This is a genomic window from Streptomyces sp. NPDC054834, from assembly GCF_053611185.1.
Window position 1 is genome coordinate 111435 of record NZ_JBSGZV010000021.1, and the last position, 16842, is coordinate 128276.

A 16842-nucleotide genomic window follows, 5' to 3' on the forward strand; every position below is an offset into this window, starting at 1 on the left:
GCGGTCAGGTACCGGCCCGCTCCGCCTCCGGCGCCGGCACGGTGAGGTACTCCTCGGTGACCTCCTTCTCACCGAAGGGCCACACCTTCTCCCCCCGGGCCCAGATCAGGAAGGCCACGCAGCCGAGGGCGAGCCAGGCCAGGGACCACTCGATGGGGTGACGGCCCGGGGAGTTCTTGTCGGCGTAGCCGTAGATCACGCACCAGCCGGCGAAGGCCAGGACGCTCGGCAGCGGGTAGAGCCACATCCGGTACGGGCGCCGCAGGGTCGGCCGGCGCCTGCGCAGTACGCTCAGCGCCACGATCTGGGCCAGCGCCTGCACGATCACCATCACCGTGGTGAGGAGCTGGATCAGGGTCGCCAGGTCGGTGTGGCGGCCGATCAGGAAGCCGATCGCGGTGATCACGCCCATGGTGGCCAGGCCCAGCATCGGGAAGCGGTGCCGGGGGTGCAGCTTGCCGTACGGACGGAAGAACACCCGGTCGCGGGCGGCGTCGTAGGACACCCGCGAGCCGCCGAGGAGGCCGGTGAACACCGAGGCGAAGGCCGTGATCAGGATCAGGACCGTCACCGTGTCGGCGGCCCCCTTGCCCCAGGTCTCCTCCAGCACCGCCGACGCCACCGAGGTGGAGGCGATGTCGTGCGGGTCGGTCATCCGGTGCCAGTCGATCACCCCGAGCGTGCCGATCTGGAGGAGCAGGTAGATCGCCATGATGCCGAGGATCGAGAAGAGGATGGACCGCGGCAGGACGCGGCCGGGGTCCTTGATCTCGGCGCCCATGTAGGCGGTGGTGTTGTAGCCGAGGTAGTCGTAGATGCCGATGGTCAGACCGGCGGCGAAACCGAGCCAGAAGTGGTTGCTCGTCAGGTCGAAGGCGTGGGCGGGGTACGTGAAGGCCAAGTGCGGGCTGAAGTCGGTGGCCGCCGCGACGATCACCAGGAGCACCGAGGCGATCATCACGGCCCACATCACGGCGGTGATCCGGGCGATGTGCTCGATGCCCCGCCACAGCAGGATCACCACCAGGGCGATGACGCCCAGGCCGACCAGGTCGCCCTGGGCCTGTGTCAGGTCCGGGGCCAGGTAGTCCAGGTACTGGACGAAGCCGACCACACCCGTGGACATGATCAGCGGGATGAAGAGCATCGCCGTCCAGACGAACAGGAACGCCATCAGCCGGCCGGTGCGGTACTGGAAGGCCTGGCGGAGGTAGACGTAACTGCCGCCGGAGCCGGGCATCGATGCCCCGAGCTCGGCCCAGACGAGACCGTCGCACAGGGCCAGCACCGCGCCCGCGACGAACCCGATGACCGCCTGGGGGCCGCCGAACGCGGCGACCATCAGCGGGATCGTCACGAACGGACCGATCCCGCACATCTGGCTCATGTTGATGGCGGTGGCCTGGAACAGGCCGACGCGACGGACGAAGCCACCCGTGGGTGGCGGACTACCGGGACTACCGGACATAAGGACTCCTGACGCGCGGCAGGCAGAGGGCTCGCCCGGCGGGGCCGAGTGACCGAGTGGCCGATATAGTTAAGTAGATTTACTAGAGCGTCAAGTATGCGCCGGGAATGCATGAGAATGGTCGGATGCCCGCCAGCGACGCCGTAGAGCAACCGGATCAGCCCTGGAACCGGCAGCGCCTGCGCAGCACCAACGAGCGGCTGCTGCTGGACCGGCTGCGGACCCTCGGCGCCGCCTCTCGCGCTCAACTGGCCCGCGAGACGGGGCTGTCCAAGCCGACCGTCTCCAGCGCGCTGGCCGCTCTGGAGGCCGCCGGACTGGTCCGCGAGGTCGGCACGCATGCCCCCGAGCGCGGCCGGACGGCGGTCCTGTACTCCCCCGACCCGGCCGCCGGGTACGCGCTCGGCGTGGACGTGGGCCGCGGCTGGCTGCGGGTGGCCGTCGCCGACCTGGACGGCACGCTGGTCGCCCGCGCCGACGTGCGCAACCGGGCCCGCGGCGCCGACGCCCTTGCCGACCTGGTGATCTCCTCCGCCCGGCAGGTGGTCGCGAGCTCCGGCGTGGACCCCTCCGAGGTGGTGCACGGAGTGGTGGGCACGCCCGGTGTGTATGACGAGAGGCAGCGGCGGGTGCGGTACGCGATGCACCTGCCGGGCTGGGGCCGCGCCGGGCTGCTGGACCGGCTGCGCGAGGAACTGGGCGTGCCGCTGGAGGTGCACAACGACGCCAATCTGGCCGCCCTGGGCGAGTACACCTACGGGGTCGGCGCGGGCAGCAGGCTGTTCGCGTACATCCTGATCGGCACCGGGCTCGGCATGGGGGTCGTCAGCGAGGGACGGCTGTTCACGGGGGCGCACGGGCTGGCCGGGGAGATCGGGTTCCTGCCGTGGCCGGGGCAGCAGAAGCCGGAGCGGCTGGAGGACGCGGTGTCGGGAGTGGCCGTCGTGGAGGCGGCGCGCCGGTTCGGGATGAGCGGGCAGCTCACCGCGAAGGCCGTCTTCGACGCGGCCCGGCAGGGCAACACGGCGGCGCGTCAGGCGGTGCGGCTGGAGGGCGAGCGGATAGCGCACACCGTGGCGGCGGCCGCCGCGGTACTGGACCCCGATCTGATGGTGCTGGGCGGGGGCGTCGGCCACAGCGTGGACCTGCTGCTGGGGCCGGTCCGGGAGCATCTGCGTGCGCTCACCCCGCTGCGGCCGAAGATCGCCCCGAGCCGGCTGGGTGAGGACGCGGTGCTCCTCGGCGCGGTGGCGACGGCACTGGGTACGGCTCGGGAGATGGTGTTCGAGCGCAGGTCGTCCGGGTCATGAGCGATTCGCGGCCTGGCCACGGTGATTGACACGGCTCATCCGGCGCCCTAGCTTGAGCCAGGTTAGTAAAGTTTCCTAACTTTACCGAGGCTGGAGACCGCCGTGTTCCCTCGCCCCGCCGCCCATCGCCGCCTCGCCACGGCCGCCGTCACCCTGGGCCTGCTCTGCTCGCTCAACACCGGCGCCTGGGCCGGGTCCCCGCACCCCGCTCCGTCGCACGGCCGGCCCCGTACCACCCACGTCCCCACCGCCGCCGGCACCGGCACTCCGCTGACCGGCTACGCGATCCAGTCCACGGCGAAGGTGAGCGACTCCGCGTCCGCCGTCTCCTCCCCCGGCTATCCGGCGGCCGGCTGGTACCCGGCGGGGTCCCGCTCCACCGTTCTGGCGGCCCTGCTCGCCGACGGGGTGTACGCCGATCCCTTCTGGTCCACCAACCAGCAGAAGATCCCGAAGGCCGACTTCCAGGTCCCGTGGTGGTACCGCTCCGACTTCACGGTCGCCGACACCGGGCAGCGCACCTACCTCGACTTCAGCGGGGTGATCTCGGCGGCGGACGTGTACGTCAACGGCACGCGGGTCGCCCGGGCCGCGGACGTCACGGGCGCCTACACCCACCACGAACTGGACGTCACCTCGCTCGTGCGGGCGGGCACGAACACGGTCGCCTTCCGCATCCAGCCCAACGAACCGAACAAGAACCTGACGATGGGCTGGATCGACTGGCTCCAGCCGCCGCCGGACCAGAACATGGGCATCGTCCGTGACGTCCTGGTCCGCCGCGGCGGACCGGTGGCGCTGCGCGACGCGCACGTGGTGACGAAGCTCGACGTGCCGTCGCTCGCCTCGGCGGACCTGACGGTGAAGGCGCGGGCCCGCAACGACTCGGACACGGCCGTCACCGCCGAGGTCACCGGAAGCATCGGCGGGACCACCTTCACCAGGGCCGTCCCGCTCGCCGCGCACGAGACGAAGACCGTGACCTTCACGCCCGCCGACGTCCCCGCCCTGCACCTCGACTCCCCGAAGGTGTGGTGGCCGGCGGGCATGGGCGGGCAGCCCCTGTACGGCCTGGACCTCACCGCGTCCGTCTCCGGCACGGTGTCGGACACCGCGCACGAGAGCTTCGGCATCCGGGACGTGCAGGCGCCGCTGAACTCCGACGGCGCCCGCCAGTACCGGATCAACGGCCGCAAGCTGCTGATCAAGGGCGGCGGCTGGTCTCCGGACGAGTTCCTGCGCTGGGACCCCACCTATGTCGAGGACCGGCTGAAGTACGCCCTCGACCTCGGCCTCAACGCCATCCGGCTGGAAGGCCACATCGAGCCGGACGAGTTCTTCGGCCTCGCCGACCGGTACGGCATCCTCACGCTGCCGGGCTGGGAATGCTGCGACAAGTGGGAGGGGCAGGTCAACGGGAGCGGCGAGTCCGGCGACACGTGGACCTCCGCCGACTATCCCGTGGCCAAGGCCTCGATGGCCGCCGAGGCCGCCCGGCTGCGGGACCACCCGAGCGTGATCTCCTTCCTGATCGGCAGCGACTTCGCGCCCGACGCCACCATCGAGAAGAACTACCTGGACGCGCTGAAGGCCGCCGACTGGACGGTCCCCGTGGTGGCCGCCGCCTCCGACAAGTCCTCTCCGCAGCTCGGCAGTTCGGGCATGAAGATGACCGGCCCGTACGACTGGATCCCGCCCGGCTACTGGTACGCCAAGCGCGAGGGCGGAGCCACCGGCTTCAACTCCGAGACCAGCGCGGGCCCCGACATCCCCACTCTCGACACCCTGCGCCGGATGATGACGCCGGCCGAGCTGGACACGCTCTGGAAGAACCCGGGCGTCAAGCAGTACCACCGCTCCCCGTCACCCGTCTTCGGCACCCTCAAGATCTACGACGACGCCCTCACCGGCCGCTACGGCGCCCCGACGAGCCTCACCGACTATGTGCGCAAGGCCCAGCTCGCGCAGTACGAGGCCGTCCGCGCCCAGTTCGAGGCGTACCAGCGTAATCAGACCGACTCCTCGAAGCCGTCCACCGGCGTGATCCACTGGATGTTCAACAGCGGCTGGACGTCCCTGCACTGGCAGCTGATGGACCGTTACCTCGATCAGGGCGGCGCCTACTTCGGCGCGAAGAAGGCGAACGAGCCGCTGCACGTGCAGTACTCGTACGACAACCGCTCGGTCGTCGTGGTCGGCAACCAGCATGCCGCCGCCTCCGGACTCACCGTGCGGGCGACGCTGTTCAACCCCGACGGGACGCAGAAGTACGACAAGACCGTCACCGGGGTGGCGGTGAACGGGGACGGCGCCCACAGCACCGCGCTCACCCTGCCCTCCTCGGTGAGCGGACTGTCGGGGACCTACCTGGCCCGTCTGACCCTGACCGACTCCTCCGGCAAGGAGGTGAGCCGGAACGTGTACTGGCTCTCCACCGAGCCGGACAGCCTCGACTGGGACAGGACCGACTGGTACCACACGCCGACGACGCACTACGCCGATCTGAAGGGGCTGGCCGCGATGGCGCAGGCGCCGGTGTCGGCGACGGCGTCCACCCGGTCGTCGGACGGCACGTCGACCACGACGGTGACCCTGCGCGCCACGGGGAGCGGGAAGACCCCGTCGCTGCTGACGGACGTCCATCTCGTGGACGCGGCGGGCAAGCCGGTGCTGCCGGTGCGCTGGACGGACAACGAGGTCGGTCTGTGGCCGGGCGAGTCGGTGACGCTGACCGCCACCTACAGAACCGCTGCTCTACAGGGTTCCGCGCCACGGTTGCGGGTCTCCGGCTGGAACACGGCGGAGCAGACGGTTCCGGCGGAGTGACCCGGTGGGGCCCGGCCCGGGCGGCCGGGCACCCAGGGCGTCAGCTCACATTGAGCGCCGTGTCGTCGACGACGAACGACGTCTGGAGCTTGGAGCCCTCCGTGCCGGTGAACTTGAGGGTGACGGTCTGTGCGGCGTAGCTGCTGAGGCTGAAGCTGCGCTGGGTGTAGCCGGCGGCGGCGTTGAGGTTCGAGTACGTCGCCAGGGTGCCCAGGACCGACCCGGAGCTGTTGAGGACCTGCACGCTCAGGGTGTCGTAGGCGGTGCTGGTGGTGGTCTCCGCCGTGTCGATGTGCAGAGAGAAGCTGAGGGTCGCGGAGCAGCCGGACGGAATGGTCACCGACTGGGAGAGAGTGTCGGTGGTGGCGGTGCCGTTGCCGTCGAGCCAGGCGTAGTACGAGCCGGTACGGGCCGACTCACTGCTGGAGTCGGTGATGACGCCACTGGTGGCGCTCCACGTGGTGTTGCCCGACTCGAAGCCGTTGTTGCCCAGGAGCTGGGCGGCCGTGCAGGAGCCGGAGCCTCCGCCGCCTCCGCTGCTGCTGCCCGCGCCGGCGAGCCATTCCGTGGCGTTGAGGGCGAGGGCCGCGTTGGTGGCGCCGGTGTCGTTCCAGCCGTCGTACAGGGTGTTGCCCGACTGGCCGGTTCCGTCGTCGATCGGCGAGCTGTCACCCCAGAAGGCGACGCGACCGCTGCCGAACGTGCTGGTGAGGAAGAAGGCGCCGGTGTTGCCGGAGTAGCCGCTGCGGTACAGCAGCCCCTTGACGGCGGAGTTGTCGGCGGGCTTGAGCGTGGCCGTCGTGCCGTCGGCGATCAGACTCTTGGTGACCGTGCCGAAGGAGCCGTGCAGCACCGGGTCGGTGCTGTCGCTGATCGCGGCCGGGTAGCCGGAGCTGACGTCCAGGGAGTCGATGGAGAAGCCGAACGGGTCGGTGGAGTCGACGCTGTTGTTGGTCATCAGATCGTTGAGGATCTCGACCGCGTCCTCGCCGTCGCTGTTGCGGTCGGCGCCCGTGTGATCGGAGACCATGAACAGTCCGCCGCCGTTCTTGACGAAGTTCATGATCGCCGTCTTCTCGGCGGTGGTGAAGAGGGTGTTGGGCTCCGGCAGCACCAGGGTGTCGAAGTTCGACAGGTCGGTCGTGGACGAGCCGCCGTAGCTGAGGCTGGAGCCCGAGGGCAGCGTCTTCAGGCTGTAGCCGCCGGTCTTCTGGAGGGCGACGCCCCAGGAGGACAGGGCGCCGGTCCAGTCCGTCTCGGCGGACGGGGAGGAGTCCTGGCCGAGCGGGTCGGGCTGACTGGTGGAGATGATCCAGTCGGCGTTGCCGGCCGTCTCGGCGTGGGCGTTGTCGAACAGGATGCGGTGCGTGGTGGCCGCGTGAGCGGGCGCGGCGCTGGTGGTGACCTGGAGGGCGGCTCCGGTGACGAGCAGTCCGAGTCCGGCCAGGGCGGTGGTGACTCTGCGGCGGGATCTCCTCGATCCAAGCATCCGGCGAACCTCCGTGTGGGTGGGGTAGAGGCGGTGCGGGCGCCAAGTCTGCGCGCGTAGAACCGGGTTGAGGGTTCTACACGCGTCAATCGATTGAAAGGTACATGGCATGGCGGTTCGGTGAACAGAAAGTCCCGGCATTCACAGGGAACAAGCGGAGCGGACTGTTTCCACAACAAGCGGGCAGAGTGGACACAGCGGGGATCTCGAGGAAGAGAGGCGGATATGGAGATCTCGGGCATCATCAGCGCCATCGTCATCGGCATCATCATCGGTGTGCTGGGCCGCCTGGTCATCCCGGGCCGGCAGCACATCGGCATCCTGTGGACGATCGTGGTCGGCATCGTGGCCGCCCTGCTGGGCTCGGCGATCGCCGCCGGGTTCGGGGTGGCCGACACCAGGGGCATCGACTGGATCGAGTGGCTCATCCAGATCGGCCTGGCCGCGCTGGGCGTCGCCGCCCTCGACCGGTCGAGGGCCCACCGCTGACGCCGGCTCGCCGCCGGGGCCGGGTCAGGGGGACGCGCACCCCGGGCAGCGGTGCCGTCACGTCGCGGGAGACGGGCGGTGCTTCACCCGTACACGTACGGCGTCGTCGTGGTGAGGGGGTGGAAGCCCAGGCGTTCCAGGATGGGACGACTGAGGGCCGAGGCGTCGACCTGGAGGTAGCGGTAGCCGTGGGTCTCGGCGACGCGGGCGCGGTGGGCGACCAGGGCGCGGTAGATGCCGCGGCCTCGCCAGGCCTCGACCGTGCCGCCGCCCCAGAGTCCGGCGAACCGCGTGCCCGGAACCAGCTCCAGGCGGGCCGCGGAGACCGGTTCCTCGCCGGCCAGCGCGACGACGGCCACCACGGTGCCCGGGGCGGCGGCGAGCCGGGCGAGCAGCCGGTGACGCAGCCGGGTGCCGTCGGTGCCGAAAGCCCGCTCGTGCACGGCCACCACGAGGTCGACGCCGTGCCGGTCGACGGCGGGCACGATGCGGATGCCCTGCGGCGGTTCCGCGTCGACGGTCAGATCCGCCACCTCGGCGATCATCAGCGTCTCCTCCGGTTCGCGCGCGAACCCGGCCGCGGTGAGCCGTGGTCCGAGGTCCGCGGGGAGGTCATGGCCGTGGAGCTTCCACTCGAAGTCGCGGCCCAGGCCCTGGAAGTACGCGATCTGCTCGGCGATCACCGCGTCGGCGGTCGTGTCGTCCAGGGCGGACCACAGGACGCCGTTCCAGCCGTGCGCGTCCGCGACCTGGCGCACCCAGGCACCGGTGCGCTCGACGCGGGCGCCGGGACCGTCGGGCCGAGCGCCCGCGCGCATCTCCCGGTCGTAGAGGGCGAGCAACGCGGCATGATCCATACGCCCACTCCAGCATCCGCGGCCGGGCGTGGCAACCGGATATCCGCTAGCCCAGTTCGAGGGTCGTCACGCCGAACACCCGTTCCGTGGCGTACGGGCGGACCGGGCCGGTGTACATGCGTGCCGTCTCGAAGGAGGGGGTGAGACCGGCCGCCTCGGCCAGGGCGACGGCCGCTGTGTTCGGCTCGGGCACGTCGAGGGCGACCTCGGTGCCGGCCGCCTGTGCGGTGAGGGCGGCGAACAGGGCGCGGGCGTCGTCCGCGCCGTCGGCGAAGAGGGGGCCGATGCGCAGGCCGTCGCGGGCGGGCCGGATCACGCCGTAGCCGGTGATGCGGTCGCCGTCGTGGCGGACGACGGTCCGGTGCCCGGGGGCGGTCAGCCACTCGGCCAGGAAGCGCGGGCGGTCGGCCGGGTGGCAGGCGCTGTCGTAGGCGGTGACGGCCGCCAGGTCGGCGGGGCCGGCCGGGCGGACGCCCGCGGGCGGTTCGGCCGCGGGGGCGGTGCCGGCGAATCGGACGGTGCGGTAGGCGAGTTCGAAGCCGGACTGGCGGTAGTTGCCCTGCTGGGCGACCACTCCGTCCAGGCCGACGGTACGGTTCCCGGCGTGCGCCAGGGCCGTCTTCCAGGTGGTGATGCCGTGGCCTCGGCCACGCAGGTCCGGTCGGACCAGGTAGCAGCCCAGGAAGGCGTAGTCCGTGCCGTAGTTGACGACCGAGACGGCCGACACCGGTTCGCCGTCGATCCGGCCGAGGAAGAAGCCCTCGGGGTCCTGGGCGAAGAAGGCGGGTCCGTCGGACTGCCCGGGGTTCCAGCCCTCGTCCGCCGCCCACCCGCTGATCACCGGCCAGTCCGCGAGGGTGGCCTGCGTGATGACGAGGTCCTTGGGGGTCGGAGAGGTCATCGGTGCGCTCCATTCCGTTGGCGTTGGTCGATCGGGCCCGCAGCATCCTTCCCGATCATCCGAGGATCCGCTACGCCGGGATCGAGCCGTTGGCCGCGCCCAACCGCTCCTGTCCGCACGGCGGTCGCGGCGGTACGAAGGAGCGCCGGGCACGGCCGTGGCCCCACCGGTCGGTGGATCCGGTGGGGCCACGGGAGGGGGGTGGAGGTGGCCTGTGTCAGCGCTCCGCGTGGGAGCGGAAGCGGCGGTACAGGACCGTACCGGCCAGCAGGAGCGCGGCGCTCGCGGCGGCGGACGCCATCTCGTCAGCTCCCGTGTGGGCGAGGGTGGAGCCGGCCCGCGGCGGCGCGGAGTCGGGCGTCGCGGGACGGGGATGGGTCTTGGCCACAGGGGTCGGCCGGGGAGCCGCGTGGACCGGGGGCGTGGGATTCGACGGCTGCGGCGCGTTGTCGCCGGGGCCGTTCACCGACGTGTTGCCCTGCGCCGGGTTGCCGACGCCGACCACGCTCCCGGTGTTCCCGCTGACGTTCACCGGGAGGTCCACGGGGAGCTGGACGCTGTTGCCGGACAGTACGCCCCGGGAGTCCTGCGCCCCGCCGTGCGCGGAAGCGCCGCCGCTCGCGGAGGCGCCGCCGCCGGACGCCGCGCTTCCGGACCCGCCGGAACCGCCGACGTTGGCGCAGGCATTGCCGGCCGCGCGATTGAGCAGCCCCACCACGTTCACGGTGTTCCCACACACGTTCACCGGCACGTGCACCGGCAGTTGGACGGTGTTGCCGGACATCAGCCCCCGCGAGCCGGCCGCCGAGCCGTCGGCGGAAGCGCCGTCGGCCGCGAGGGCGGCGCACACCGGCATCGTCACGGCCATCGCGCCGGAGGCGGCCACGACGCCGATCACACCGTTTCGGGTAACCCGTCTCATCGGTTCCCTGCCTTCCAGACATGGTTCGCGGGCGATCACCCGCATCGCACTAAACGCAGGCGAACCAATCCGAGTTATGGCTTATCGGCCTTTCACCCCATCGAGTGAACCTGACTATCGAACCACACGCAAAGTAATCGAACGATCACGGACCGTGCGTATGATACGACGCCGCAGGCCGTTGCGCCCGCCCGGAGGCGTGCCCTCCGGGGCCCGCTTAAGGTGAGCTGGAGACGCCGTCCCGGTCCACAGTGGGGGTCCCTGGAGGCATCGATGCTGGCGAAGCTGTCCACCCGGCCCGCCACCTGGCGCTGTACGGGCGTCGGCGCCGTGGCGCTGACCCTGCTGGGAGCGGGACTGCCCGCCGCGGGGACCGGCCCGCCCCAGCCCGACCTGTCCCGGTTCTACCGGCAGAAGATCGTCTGGTCGGCGTGCGAGGGCCCCGACATGCCCGAGGACCTTCAGTGCGGCAAGGTCACCGTGCCGCTCGACTACGCCCGGCCGGACGTGGGGACGCTGGACGTGGCGCTGGCCCGCTACCGGGCCACGGGTAAGTCACGGGGCTCGGTGCTGCTCAACTTCGGCGGCCCGGGCGGTGCGGGCATCAACGAACTCGCCTCCGGCGGCAAGGACTTCATGGGCCTGACCAACGGCTACGACGTGGTCACCTTCGATCCGCGCGGTGTCGGTCGGTCCTCTCCCGTCAGCTGCGGCGAGGGGTCCGAAGAGGCCTTCGCCGCCACGGAGGACGGCGCGGCCGTCGTCGATCCGCGGGCCGTCCTGGAGAAGGTGCGGAAGGCGGCGGCCGAGTGCGTCGCGCACTCCGGCCCGGTGCTGCCGTACATCGGCACCGTGAACGTCTCCAGGGACCTGGACGTCATGCGACAGGCCCTCGGCGACAAGAAGTTGAACTATCTGGGCTTCTCCTACGGGACCCGGCTGGGCGCGGTGTACGCGGCCCAGTTCCCCGGCAAGGTGGGCCGGCTGGTGCTGGACGGTGTGGACACGCTGACCGAGCCGCCGGCCGAGCAGGGCATCGCGGGCGCCACGGGGCAGCAGACGGCGCTGGACGACTTCCTGGACTGGTGCGTGGCCGGCATCTCCTGCCCCTTCGGGCAGGACCGTCGCGCGGCCGGCGAGCAGATCGTCCAGCTGGTGCACTCGCTGGACGCGGATCCGGTACCCACGCCCTACGGTGACCGGTACTCCGGCCAGGACCTGGTGGGCGCGATCGGGCAGGGGCTGTACAGCAGGGCCCGGTGGCCCCTGCTGGAGCGGGCCCTGGCCTCGCTGGTGGAGGACGGGGACACGCGCGGGGTCGAGAACCTCGCCTCCGGCGGAATCGCGCTGCCCGCCGGACGGTCAGGTGACGGCGGGCTCGTGGGCGCGGACGAAGTCCCCCCGGACAACTTCCCGGCCGCCCTGATGGCGGTCAACTGCGCGGACGACCCCGACCGCCCGGGCGCCGCACAGATCGTCGAGGAACTCCGGCGGCTGCGCGGGCCGTACGAGCACGCGTCGCCGGTCTTCGGCCGGTACCGGCTCACCCAGCTGCTGATGTGTTACGGCCGCCCCCGGGGGACCGACTTCATCCGTGACCGGGTCAAGAACCTGCACACACCGAAGCTGCTCCTGGTCGGGACCCGGGGCGACCCCGCGACGCCGTACCGCTGGACCGTGGAGACGGCCGCGCGGCTGGGCCCGTCGGCCGTGGTGCTCGACAACAAGAGCGAGGGGCACACCGGCTACTCCTCCTCCACCTGCGTGCACCGCAAGGTCGACGACTTCCTGCTGTACGGCTCCCTGCCGGCCAGCGGCAGTTCGTGCGGGACGGACCGGGTGCCGGCGGTCAACTGAGCGACAGCTCCGGCCGGTAGAGGTCGAGCCAGAGGGCCAGATCGAGGGTGCGTTCCAGGCCGTGGCGGGCCGCCTGCGTGCTGACGGGCGCCGTCTCGCGGTGGGCGGCGAGCTCGACCTTCTCGCGGTCGACGAAGTCGAAGACCGGGTGGGAGGGGCGGGTGAGGAGATCCTTGGCCTGGTCCTGGAGGGCACGGGCGTACCGCGGGTCCTGAGTGGAGGGGTAGGGGCTCTTGACGCGGTCGTACACGGACCGGGGGATGACGTCCGCCGCCGCCTCCCTGAGGAGGCTCTTCTCCCGTCCGTCGAAGGACTTCAGGGACCAGGGCGTGTTGTAGACGTACTCGACGAGCCGGTGGTCGCAGAACGGCACGCGGACCTCCAGGCCGACGGCCATGCTCATGCGGTCCTTGCGGTCGAGCAGGACGCGGACGAAGCGGGTCAGATGGAGGTGGCAGATCCGCCGCATCCGGTACTCGAAGTCGCTCTCGCCGTCGAGGCGGTCGATCCCGGCGACGGCGGTGCGGTAGCCGTCGGCGACGTACGCCGCCACGTCCAGCGCCTTGGCCAGGTCGGGGCGCAGGATGTCACCGTCGTCCCCGAAGACCCGGCCGGCCAGCGACAGCCAGGGGAAGGCGTCCGCGCGCCGGGCCTCCTCGTCGAAGAACTGCCGGTAGCCGCCGAAGACCTCGTCGGCGGACTCGCCGGAGAGGGCGACGGTTGACTGGTCGCGGACGGCCCGGAACAGCAGATAGAGCGAGGCGTCCATGTCGCCGAAGGCCGTGGGCAGATCGCGGGCGCCGATCACCTTCCGGCGTACGGCGGGGTCGGCGAGGGTCTGCGCGTCGAGGACGATGTCCTGGTGATCGGTGCGGGCGAGGCGGGCCACGTCGTGCACGAAGGGCGTGTCGGGGGTGCCGCGCAGTTCGTCGGCGACGAAGTGGTCGCTCTGGCCGACGAAGTCGACGGCGAAGCTGCGGACCTTCTCGCCCCGCTCGGCCAGTCGACGGGCGGCGAGCGCTGTCATGGCCGAGGAGTCGAGGCCACCGGAGAGCAGGGTGCAGCGCGGGACGTCGGCCACCAGCTGGCGGCTCACGATGTCCTCCAGGAGTGTGCGGACGGCGGCCACGGTGGTCTCGCGGTCGTCGGGGTGCGGGCGGGTCTCCAGCCGCCAGTAGGTACGGGTCGTCAGGCCCGAACGGTCCACGGTGACGACGGTGCCGGGTTCCACCTCGCGCATGCCGTCCCACACCGCGTGGCCGGGCGTCTTGATCATGGTGAACAGCTCGCGCAGGCCGTCGAGGCCGATCCGGGGCCGGGCCAGCGGGTTGGCGAGGATCGCCTTGGGTTCGGAGCCGAACAGGACGCCGTCCGGGGTGGGGTGGTAGTAGAACGGCTTGATGCCCATGCGGTCGCGGATCATCACGAGCGTGCCGTGGCGGCCGTCCCAGACGGCGAAGGCGTACATGCCGTTGAGACGCTCGGCGACGGCGTCGCCCCATTCCAGGTAGCCGCGCAGCACGACCTCGGTGTCGGAGTCGGTGGTGAACCGGTGGCCGCGGCCGGTGAGTTCGGCGCGCAGTTCGGTGAAGTTGTAGGTCTCGCCCGAGTAGACGAGAGCGACGGTTCCGTCCGGTGTGCCGGCGGTCATGGGCTGGCGTCCGCCGGGCAGGTCGATGATGGCGAGCCTGCGGTGGCCGAGCGCGGCGGGGCCCTCGGCCCAGGTGCCGCTGTCGTCCGGGCCGCGGCAGGCCATGGTCTCGGTCATCGCGTGCAGGGCCGCGGCCTCGGAGCGCAGGTCGCGGTCGTAGGAGACCCATCCGGTGATGCCGCACATGGTGTGCTCTCCCGTCTTACCGGTTGTACCCAGCACCTATATGACGAGCGTGTGCCGGGCACTGCGGGCCGGTCAACGCGGCCTTGACCGATCGGGCGAATCCGCCGCACGGTTCCGGCCGCGTTCCGCCCGCGGGAGTCCCCTGGACGGGCATGCGTCCGGGGTCCGCCCGCCGGGTACCGGCCACGGGCAAAGGTTTCCCCAACTCCCGGGGGCGCCGTACGGATCAGGCCACCGGCACGGGGCTCACGAACCGGTCCAGCGCGGCGGTCAGTTCGGCCGGCTTCTCCAGCGGCAGTTCGTGGCCCGCGTCGATGATGCGGATCACCGCGTCCGGGTACGCCGTCGCCATCCGCAGCATCTGCTTCACCGGGAGCTGGATGTCGTGGTAGCCGTGCACCAGCAGGGTGGGCGTGCGGATCTCGCCGACCCGGTCGAGGACGTCGAAGGCCCGCATGGCGCCGTACAGCGTCATGACCACCTCCCGCGGGGTCGCCGCCGAGGCCCTGATGTGCTCCCGGATCTGCTCGCGCGGATAGCCGGGGGCGAACGCCCGCTGGATGTTGGCGGCGACGAACAGCTTGAAGGGCACGAGGGTGGAGGCGGCCATGAGCAGACCGCGGCCCCGGCTGAAGGCCATCCGGCTGATGGAGCCGACCAGGACCAGGCGTTCCACCCGCTCCGGGTGGGAGAGGGCGATGGTCTGGGAGATCATCCCGCCCATGGAGTGGCCGATCAGTACGCAGCGCTCGACCTCGAGGTGGTCGAGGAGGGCGAGGACGTCCCCGGCCAGCTCCTCGATCGTGGGCACCCCCGCCCCGCCGCTCTCCCCGTGCCCGCGCAGGTCGAGCCGGATCACCCGCCGCTTCTCGGCGAAGTGCGCGATCTGGTGGTCCCAGCGGCGGCGGTTGGCCGTCCAGCCGTGGACGAACACCAAGGGCACGCCGTCGCCGTCGCGGGGGCCTTCGTCGTCGTACGTCAGCGCTGCGCCGTCGACCTCGAGCTGCGGCATGGGGCGTCTCCTGGGAGTGCGAGCTGGTTACTGACCGGTACGGTAACGGGCCACCGGGCCCCGCGTCACCGCTGTCCGGCGGGGAATCGTCAACGCGGTCCGGCGAGGAGACCCAGGATGTGCCCGCAGACCCGCACGGCGGCGCCGGGACCGGGGCGCGGAGACGGCAGGACGGGCGTGGGCGGCGGGCGGCCGACGCCTGCAACCGGGCCGCGCTCGTGCACGCCAAGGAAGCCCCGGCCCCGGCACGCCGCCACTCGCCGAGGCAGAACCGCCCGGGCAGCCTGCGCCCGCCGTCCGGCTCACGCCGCAACGCCCGCAAGCCCGCGGGGGGCACTGGCCGCGGCTCGTCCCCGCAACCGCGTGACTGCCGGCCGCGCCCGAGTGCGCCACGCCCGACCCGGCGGCCAGAGCCGCCGGCCGCCCGCCGTCCGGCTCGCCCCGCGACGGAGCTCGCCGGGATGCACCGGCCGAGGCTCGCCCCCACCGCGTGATTGCCAACCACGCGCGGCCACGCCCGAGTACGCCATGCACGACCCGACGCGGCAGGAGCCGCTCGGCGGTCGGCCTCGGCCGGGGAGCCGGTAGGACCGGGAGCGCCGGGCGGTGGAGGATCCGGCGGGCCCGGTCACCCCGCGGCCAGGCGGACGACCGCGTCGCCGCCGACGACGACCATCCCGGCCGGTCGCGGCACCTCCTCGTGCCACCGCACCCGACAGGTGCGATTACCCCGAATGCCCGATAAGCGAATCAGTCCTATGGTGCTGTCATGGAGCACGCACTCAGTCCCGCGACCCTTGCCGAGCTGCGCCGTCCGCGCCCCTATCCGGCGGTCTCCGTAATGACGCCGACGCACCGGCGCGAGCCCTACAACGCCCAGGATCCGGTCCGGCTGCGCAATGTGGTGGCCGAGGCCAAGAAGAAGCTGGAGGCCGACCCCGCGGTCACCCGGGAACGGCGGGCCGCCGTCGTGCAGCAGCTCGACCGGGCACTCGCCGAGGTCGACCTGGCGCACGCCGAGGACGGCCTCGTGATCTTCGCCGCGCCGGGTGAGCACCAGGTGTGGTCGCTCGCCCGGGAGGTGCCCGAGCGGGTGGTGCTCGCGGACACCTTCCTGACCCGCAACCTCGTCTCCGCGCACGCCGCGGAGCGGCCGTTCTGGGTGCTGTCGGTCTCCGCGGACCGCGTCACGCTGTGGAGCGGCACCGGCGACCGGGTCGTGGAGGACCGCTCCGGCGGCTTCCCGCTGGCCCGTGGCCGGGAGAACTTCGACGCCGAGCGGCAGGAACGCATCGGCGACCTGCCCAGCACCTTCCGCGACGAGGACACCCGCCACTTCCTGCGCGAGGCGGACACCGCGATGACCAAGGTCCTGCGTGAGCAGCCGCGCCCGCTGTACATCACCGGCGAGGACGCGGCGCTGTCCCTGCTGGAAGAGGTCGGCGGCGTGGCCAAGGACGCCGTGCAGGTGCGGCACGGCGGCCTCTCGCACGCCGGCCGCGAAGCGATATGGCAGGCGGTGAAGCCGGCGTACGACGCGCAGGCCGGCAGGGACGCCGCCGCCGTGGCCCGGGAACTGGACTCGGCGCGCGGTCACCGCACCTTCGCGGCCGGCGTCGACGAGGTCTGGCACAGCGCCAGGGAGGGCCGCGTCCGGCTGCTGGCGGTGGAGGAGAACTACCGCGTGACGGTCCGCGACGAGGGCGGCGACCACCTCCTACCGGCCGTGAGCGGCGAGCTCGACGCCCGCGAGGACATCGTGGACGAGATCGTCGAGCAGTGTCTGGAGACCGGCGCCGACGTCCGTTTCGTCCCGGACGGCACCCTGGGCGACGAAGCCGGCATCGCGGGTGTACTGCGCTACTGACCCATCC

Annotated in this window: 12 protein-coding genes; 5 read left to right on the top strand and 7 right to left on the bottom strand. The window is 71.7% G+C overall.

From position 1 onward, the window contains the following. Positions 1-4: 4 nt before the first annotated feature. Positions 5-1468 (bottom strand): APC family permease, encoded by a 1464-nt coding sequence (locus tag ACWGJM_RS26715; RefSeq protein ID WP_453414241.1) that lies wholly within the window; start codon positions 1466-1468, stop codon positions 5-7. 125 nt (positions 1469-1593) lie between these two features. Here ACWGJM_RS26715 and ACWGJM_RS26720 point away from each other — a divergent pair, with 125 nt between their 5' ends. Further along, positions 1594-2778 (top strand): ROK family protein, encoded by a 1185-nt coding sequence (locus ACWGJM_RS26720; RefSeq protein WP_453414242.1) that lies wholly within the window; start codon positions 1594-1596, stop codon positions 2776-2778. 102 nt (positions 2779-2880) lie between these two features. Beyond that, positions 2881-5604, top strand: a complete 2724-nt coding sequence (locus ACWGJM_RS26725) for a glycoside hydrolase family 2 protein (RefSeq protein WP_453414243.1) — start codon at positions 2881-2883, stop codon at positions 5602-5604. A 40-nt stretch (positions 5605-5644) separates the two neighbouring features. On the opposite strand, the gene ACWGJM_RS26730 is transcribed toward ACWGJM_RS26725, so the two are convergent. After that, positions 5645-7093, bottom strand: a complete 1449-nt coding sequence (locus ACWGJM_RS26730; protein ID WP_453414244.1) for a hydrolase — start codon at positions 7091-7093, stop codon at positions 5645-5647. A gap of 225 nt (positions 7094-7318) precedes the next feature. On the opposite strand from ACWGJM_RS26730, the gene ACWGJM_RS26735 reads away from it, so the two are divergent. Next, positions 7319-7582, top strand: coding sequence for a GlsB/YeaQ/YmgE family stress response membrane protein (locus tag ACWGJM_RS26735; RefSeq protein WP_453414245.1), 264 nt, complete (start codon positions 7319-7321; stop codon positions 7580-7582). A gap of 83 nt (positions 7583-7665) precedes the next feature. Here ACWGJM_RS26735 and ACWGJM_RS26740 read toward each other — a convergent pair whose 3' ends face one another. From ACWGJM_RS26740 to ACWGJM_RS26750, 3 genes are all read right to left on the bottom strand, one after another. Further along, a complete protein-coding gene (locus ACWGJM_RS26740; RefSeq protein ID WP_453414246.1) occupies positions 7666-8439 on the bottom strand; it encodes a GNAT family N-acetyltransferase in 774 nt (257 codons plus the stop codon). A 46-nt stretch (positions 8440-8485) separates the two neighbouring features. Beyond that, positions 8486-9340, bottom strand: a complete 855-nt coding sequence (locus ACWGJM_RS26745) for a GNAT family N-acetyltransferase (RefSeq protein WP_453414247.1) — start codon at positions 9338-9340, stop codon at positions 8486-8488. Between the two features lie 217 nt (positions 9341-9557). Next, on the bottom strand, positions 9558-10262 hold the full coding sequence (locus ACWGJM_RS26750) for a chaplin (protein ID WP_453414248.1): 705 nt from the start codon (positions 10260-10262) through the stop codon (positions 9558-9560). Between the two features lie 273 nt (positions 10263-10535). On the opposite strand from ACWGJM_RS26750, the gene ACWGJM_RS26755 reads away from it, so the two are divergent. Beyond that, a complete protein-coding gene (locus ACWGJM_RS26755; protein WP_453414249.1) occupies positions 10536-12119 on the top strand; it encodes an alpha/beta hydrolase in 1584 nt (527 codons plus the stop codon). On the opposite strand, the gene asnB is transcribed toward ACWGJM_RS26755, so the two are convergent. Together asnB and ACWGJM_RS26765 are read right to left on the bottom strand one after the other, a co-directional pair. Beyond that, the gene (asnB, locus tag ACWGJM_RS26760; protein ID WP_453414250.1) at positions 12112-13956 is read right to left on the bottom strand and encodes an asparagine synthase (glutamine-hydrolyzing); all 1845 of its coding nucleotides are present in this window, start codon (positions 13954-13956) and stop codon (positions 12112-12114) included. The two genes, ACWGJM_RS26755 and asnB, sit on opposite strands and share 8 nt — an antisense overlap. Before the next feature lie 226 nt (positions 13957-14182). Next, positions 14183-14968: an alpha/beta hydrolase gene (locus tag ACWGJM_RS26765; RefSeq protein ID WP_453414251.1), complete on the bottom strand. Its 786-nt coding sequence runs from the start codon at positions 14966-14968 to the stop codon at positions 14183-14185. Between the two features lie 769 nt (positions 14969-15737). On the opposite strand from ACWGJM_RS26765, the gene ACWGJM_RS26770 reads away from it, so the two are divergent. Next, a complete protein-coding gene (locus ACWGJM_RS26770) occupies positions 15738-16835 on the top strand; it encodes a baeRF3 domain-containing protein (protein ID WP_453414252.1) in 1098 nt (365 codons plus the stop codon). The last annotated feature ends 7 nt before the right edge of the window (positions 16836-16842 follow it).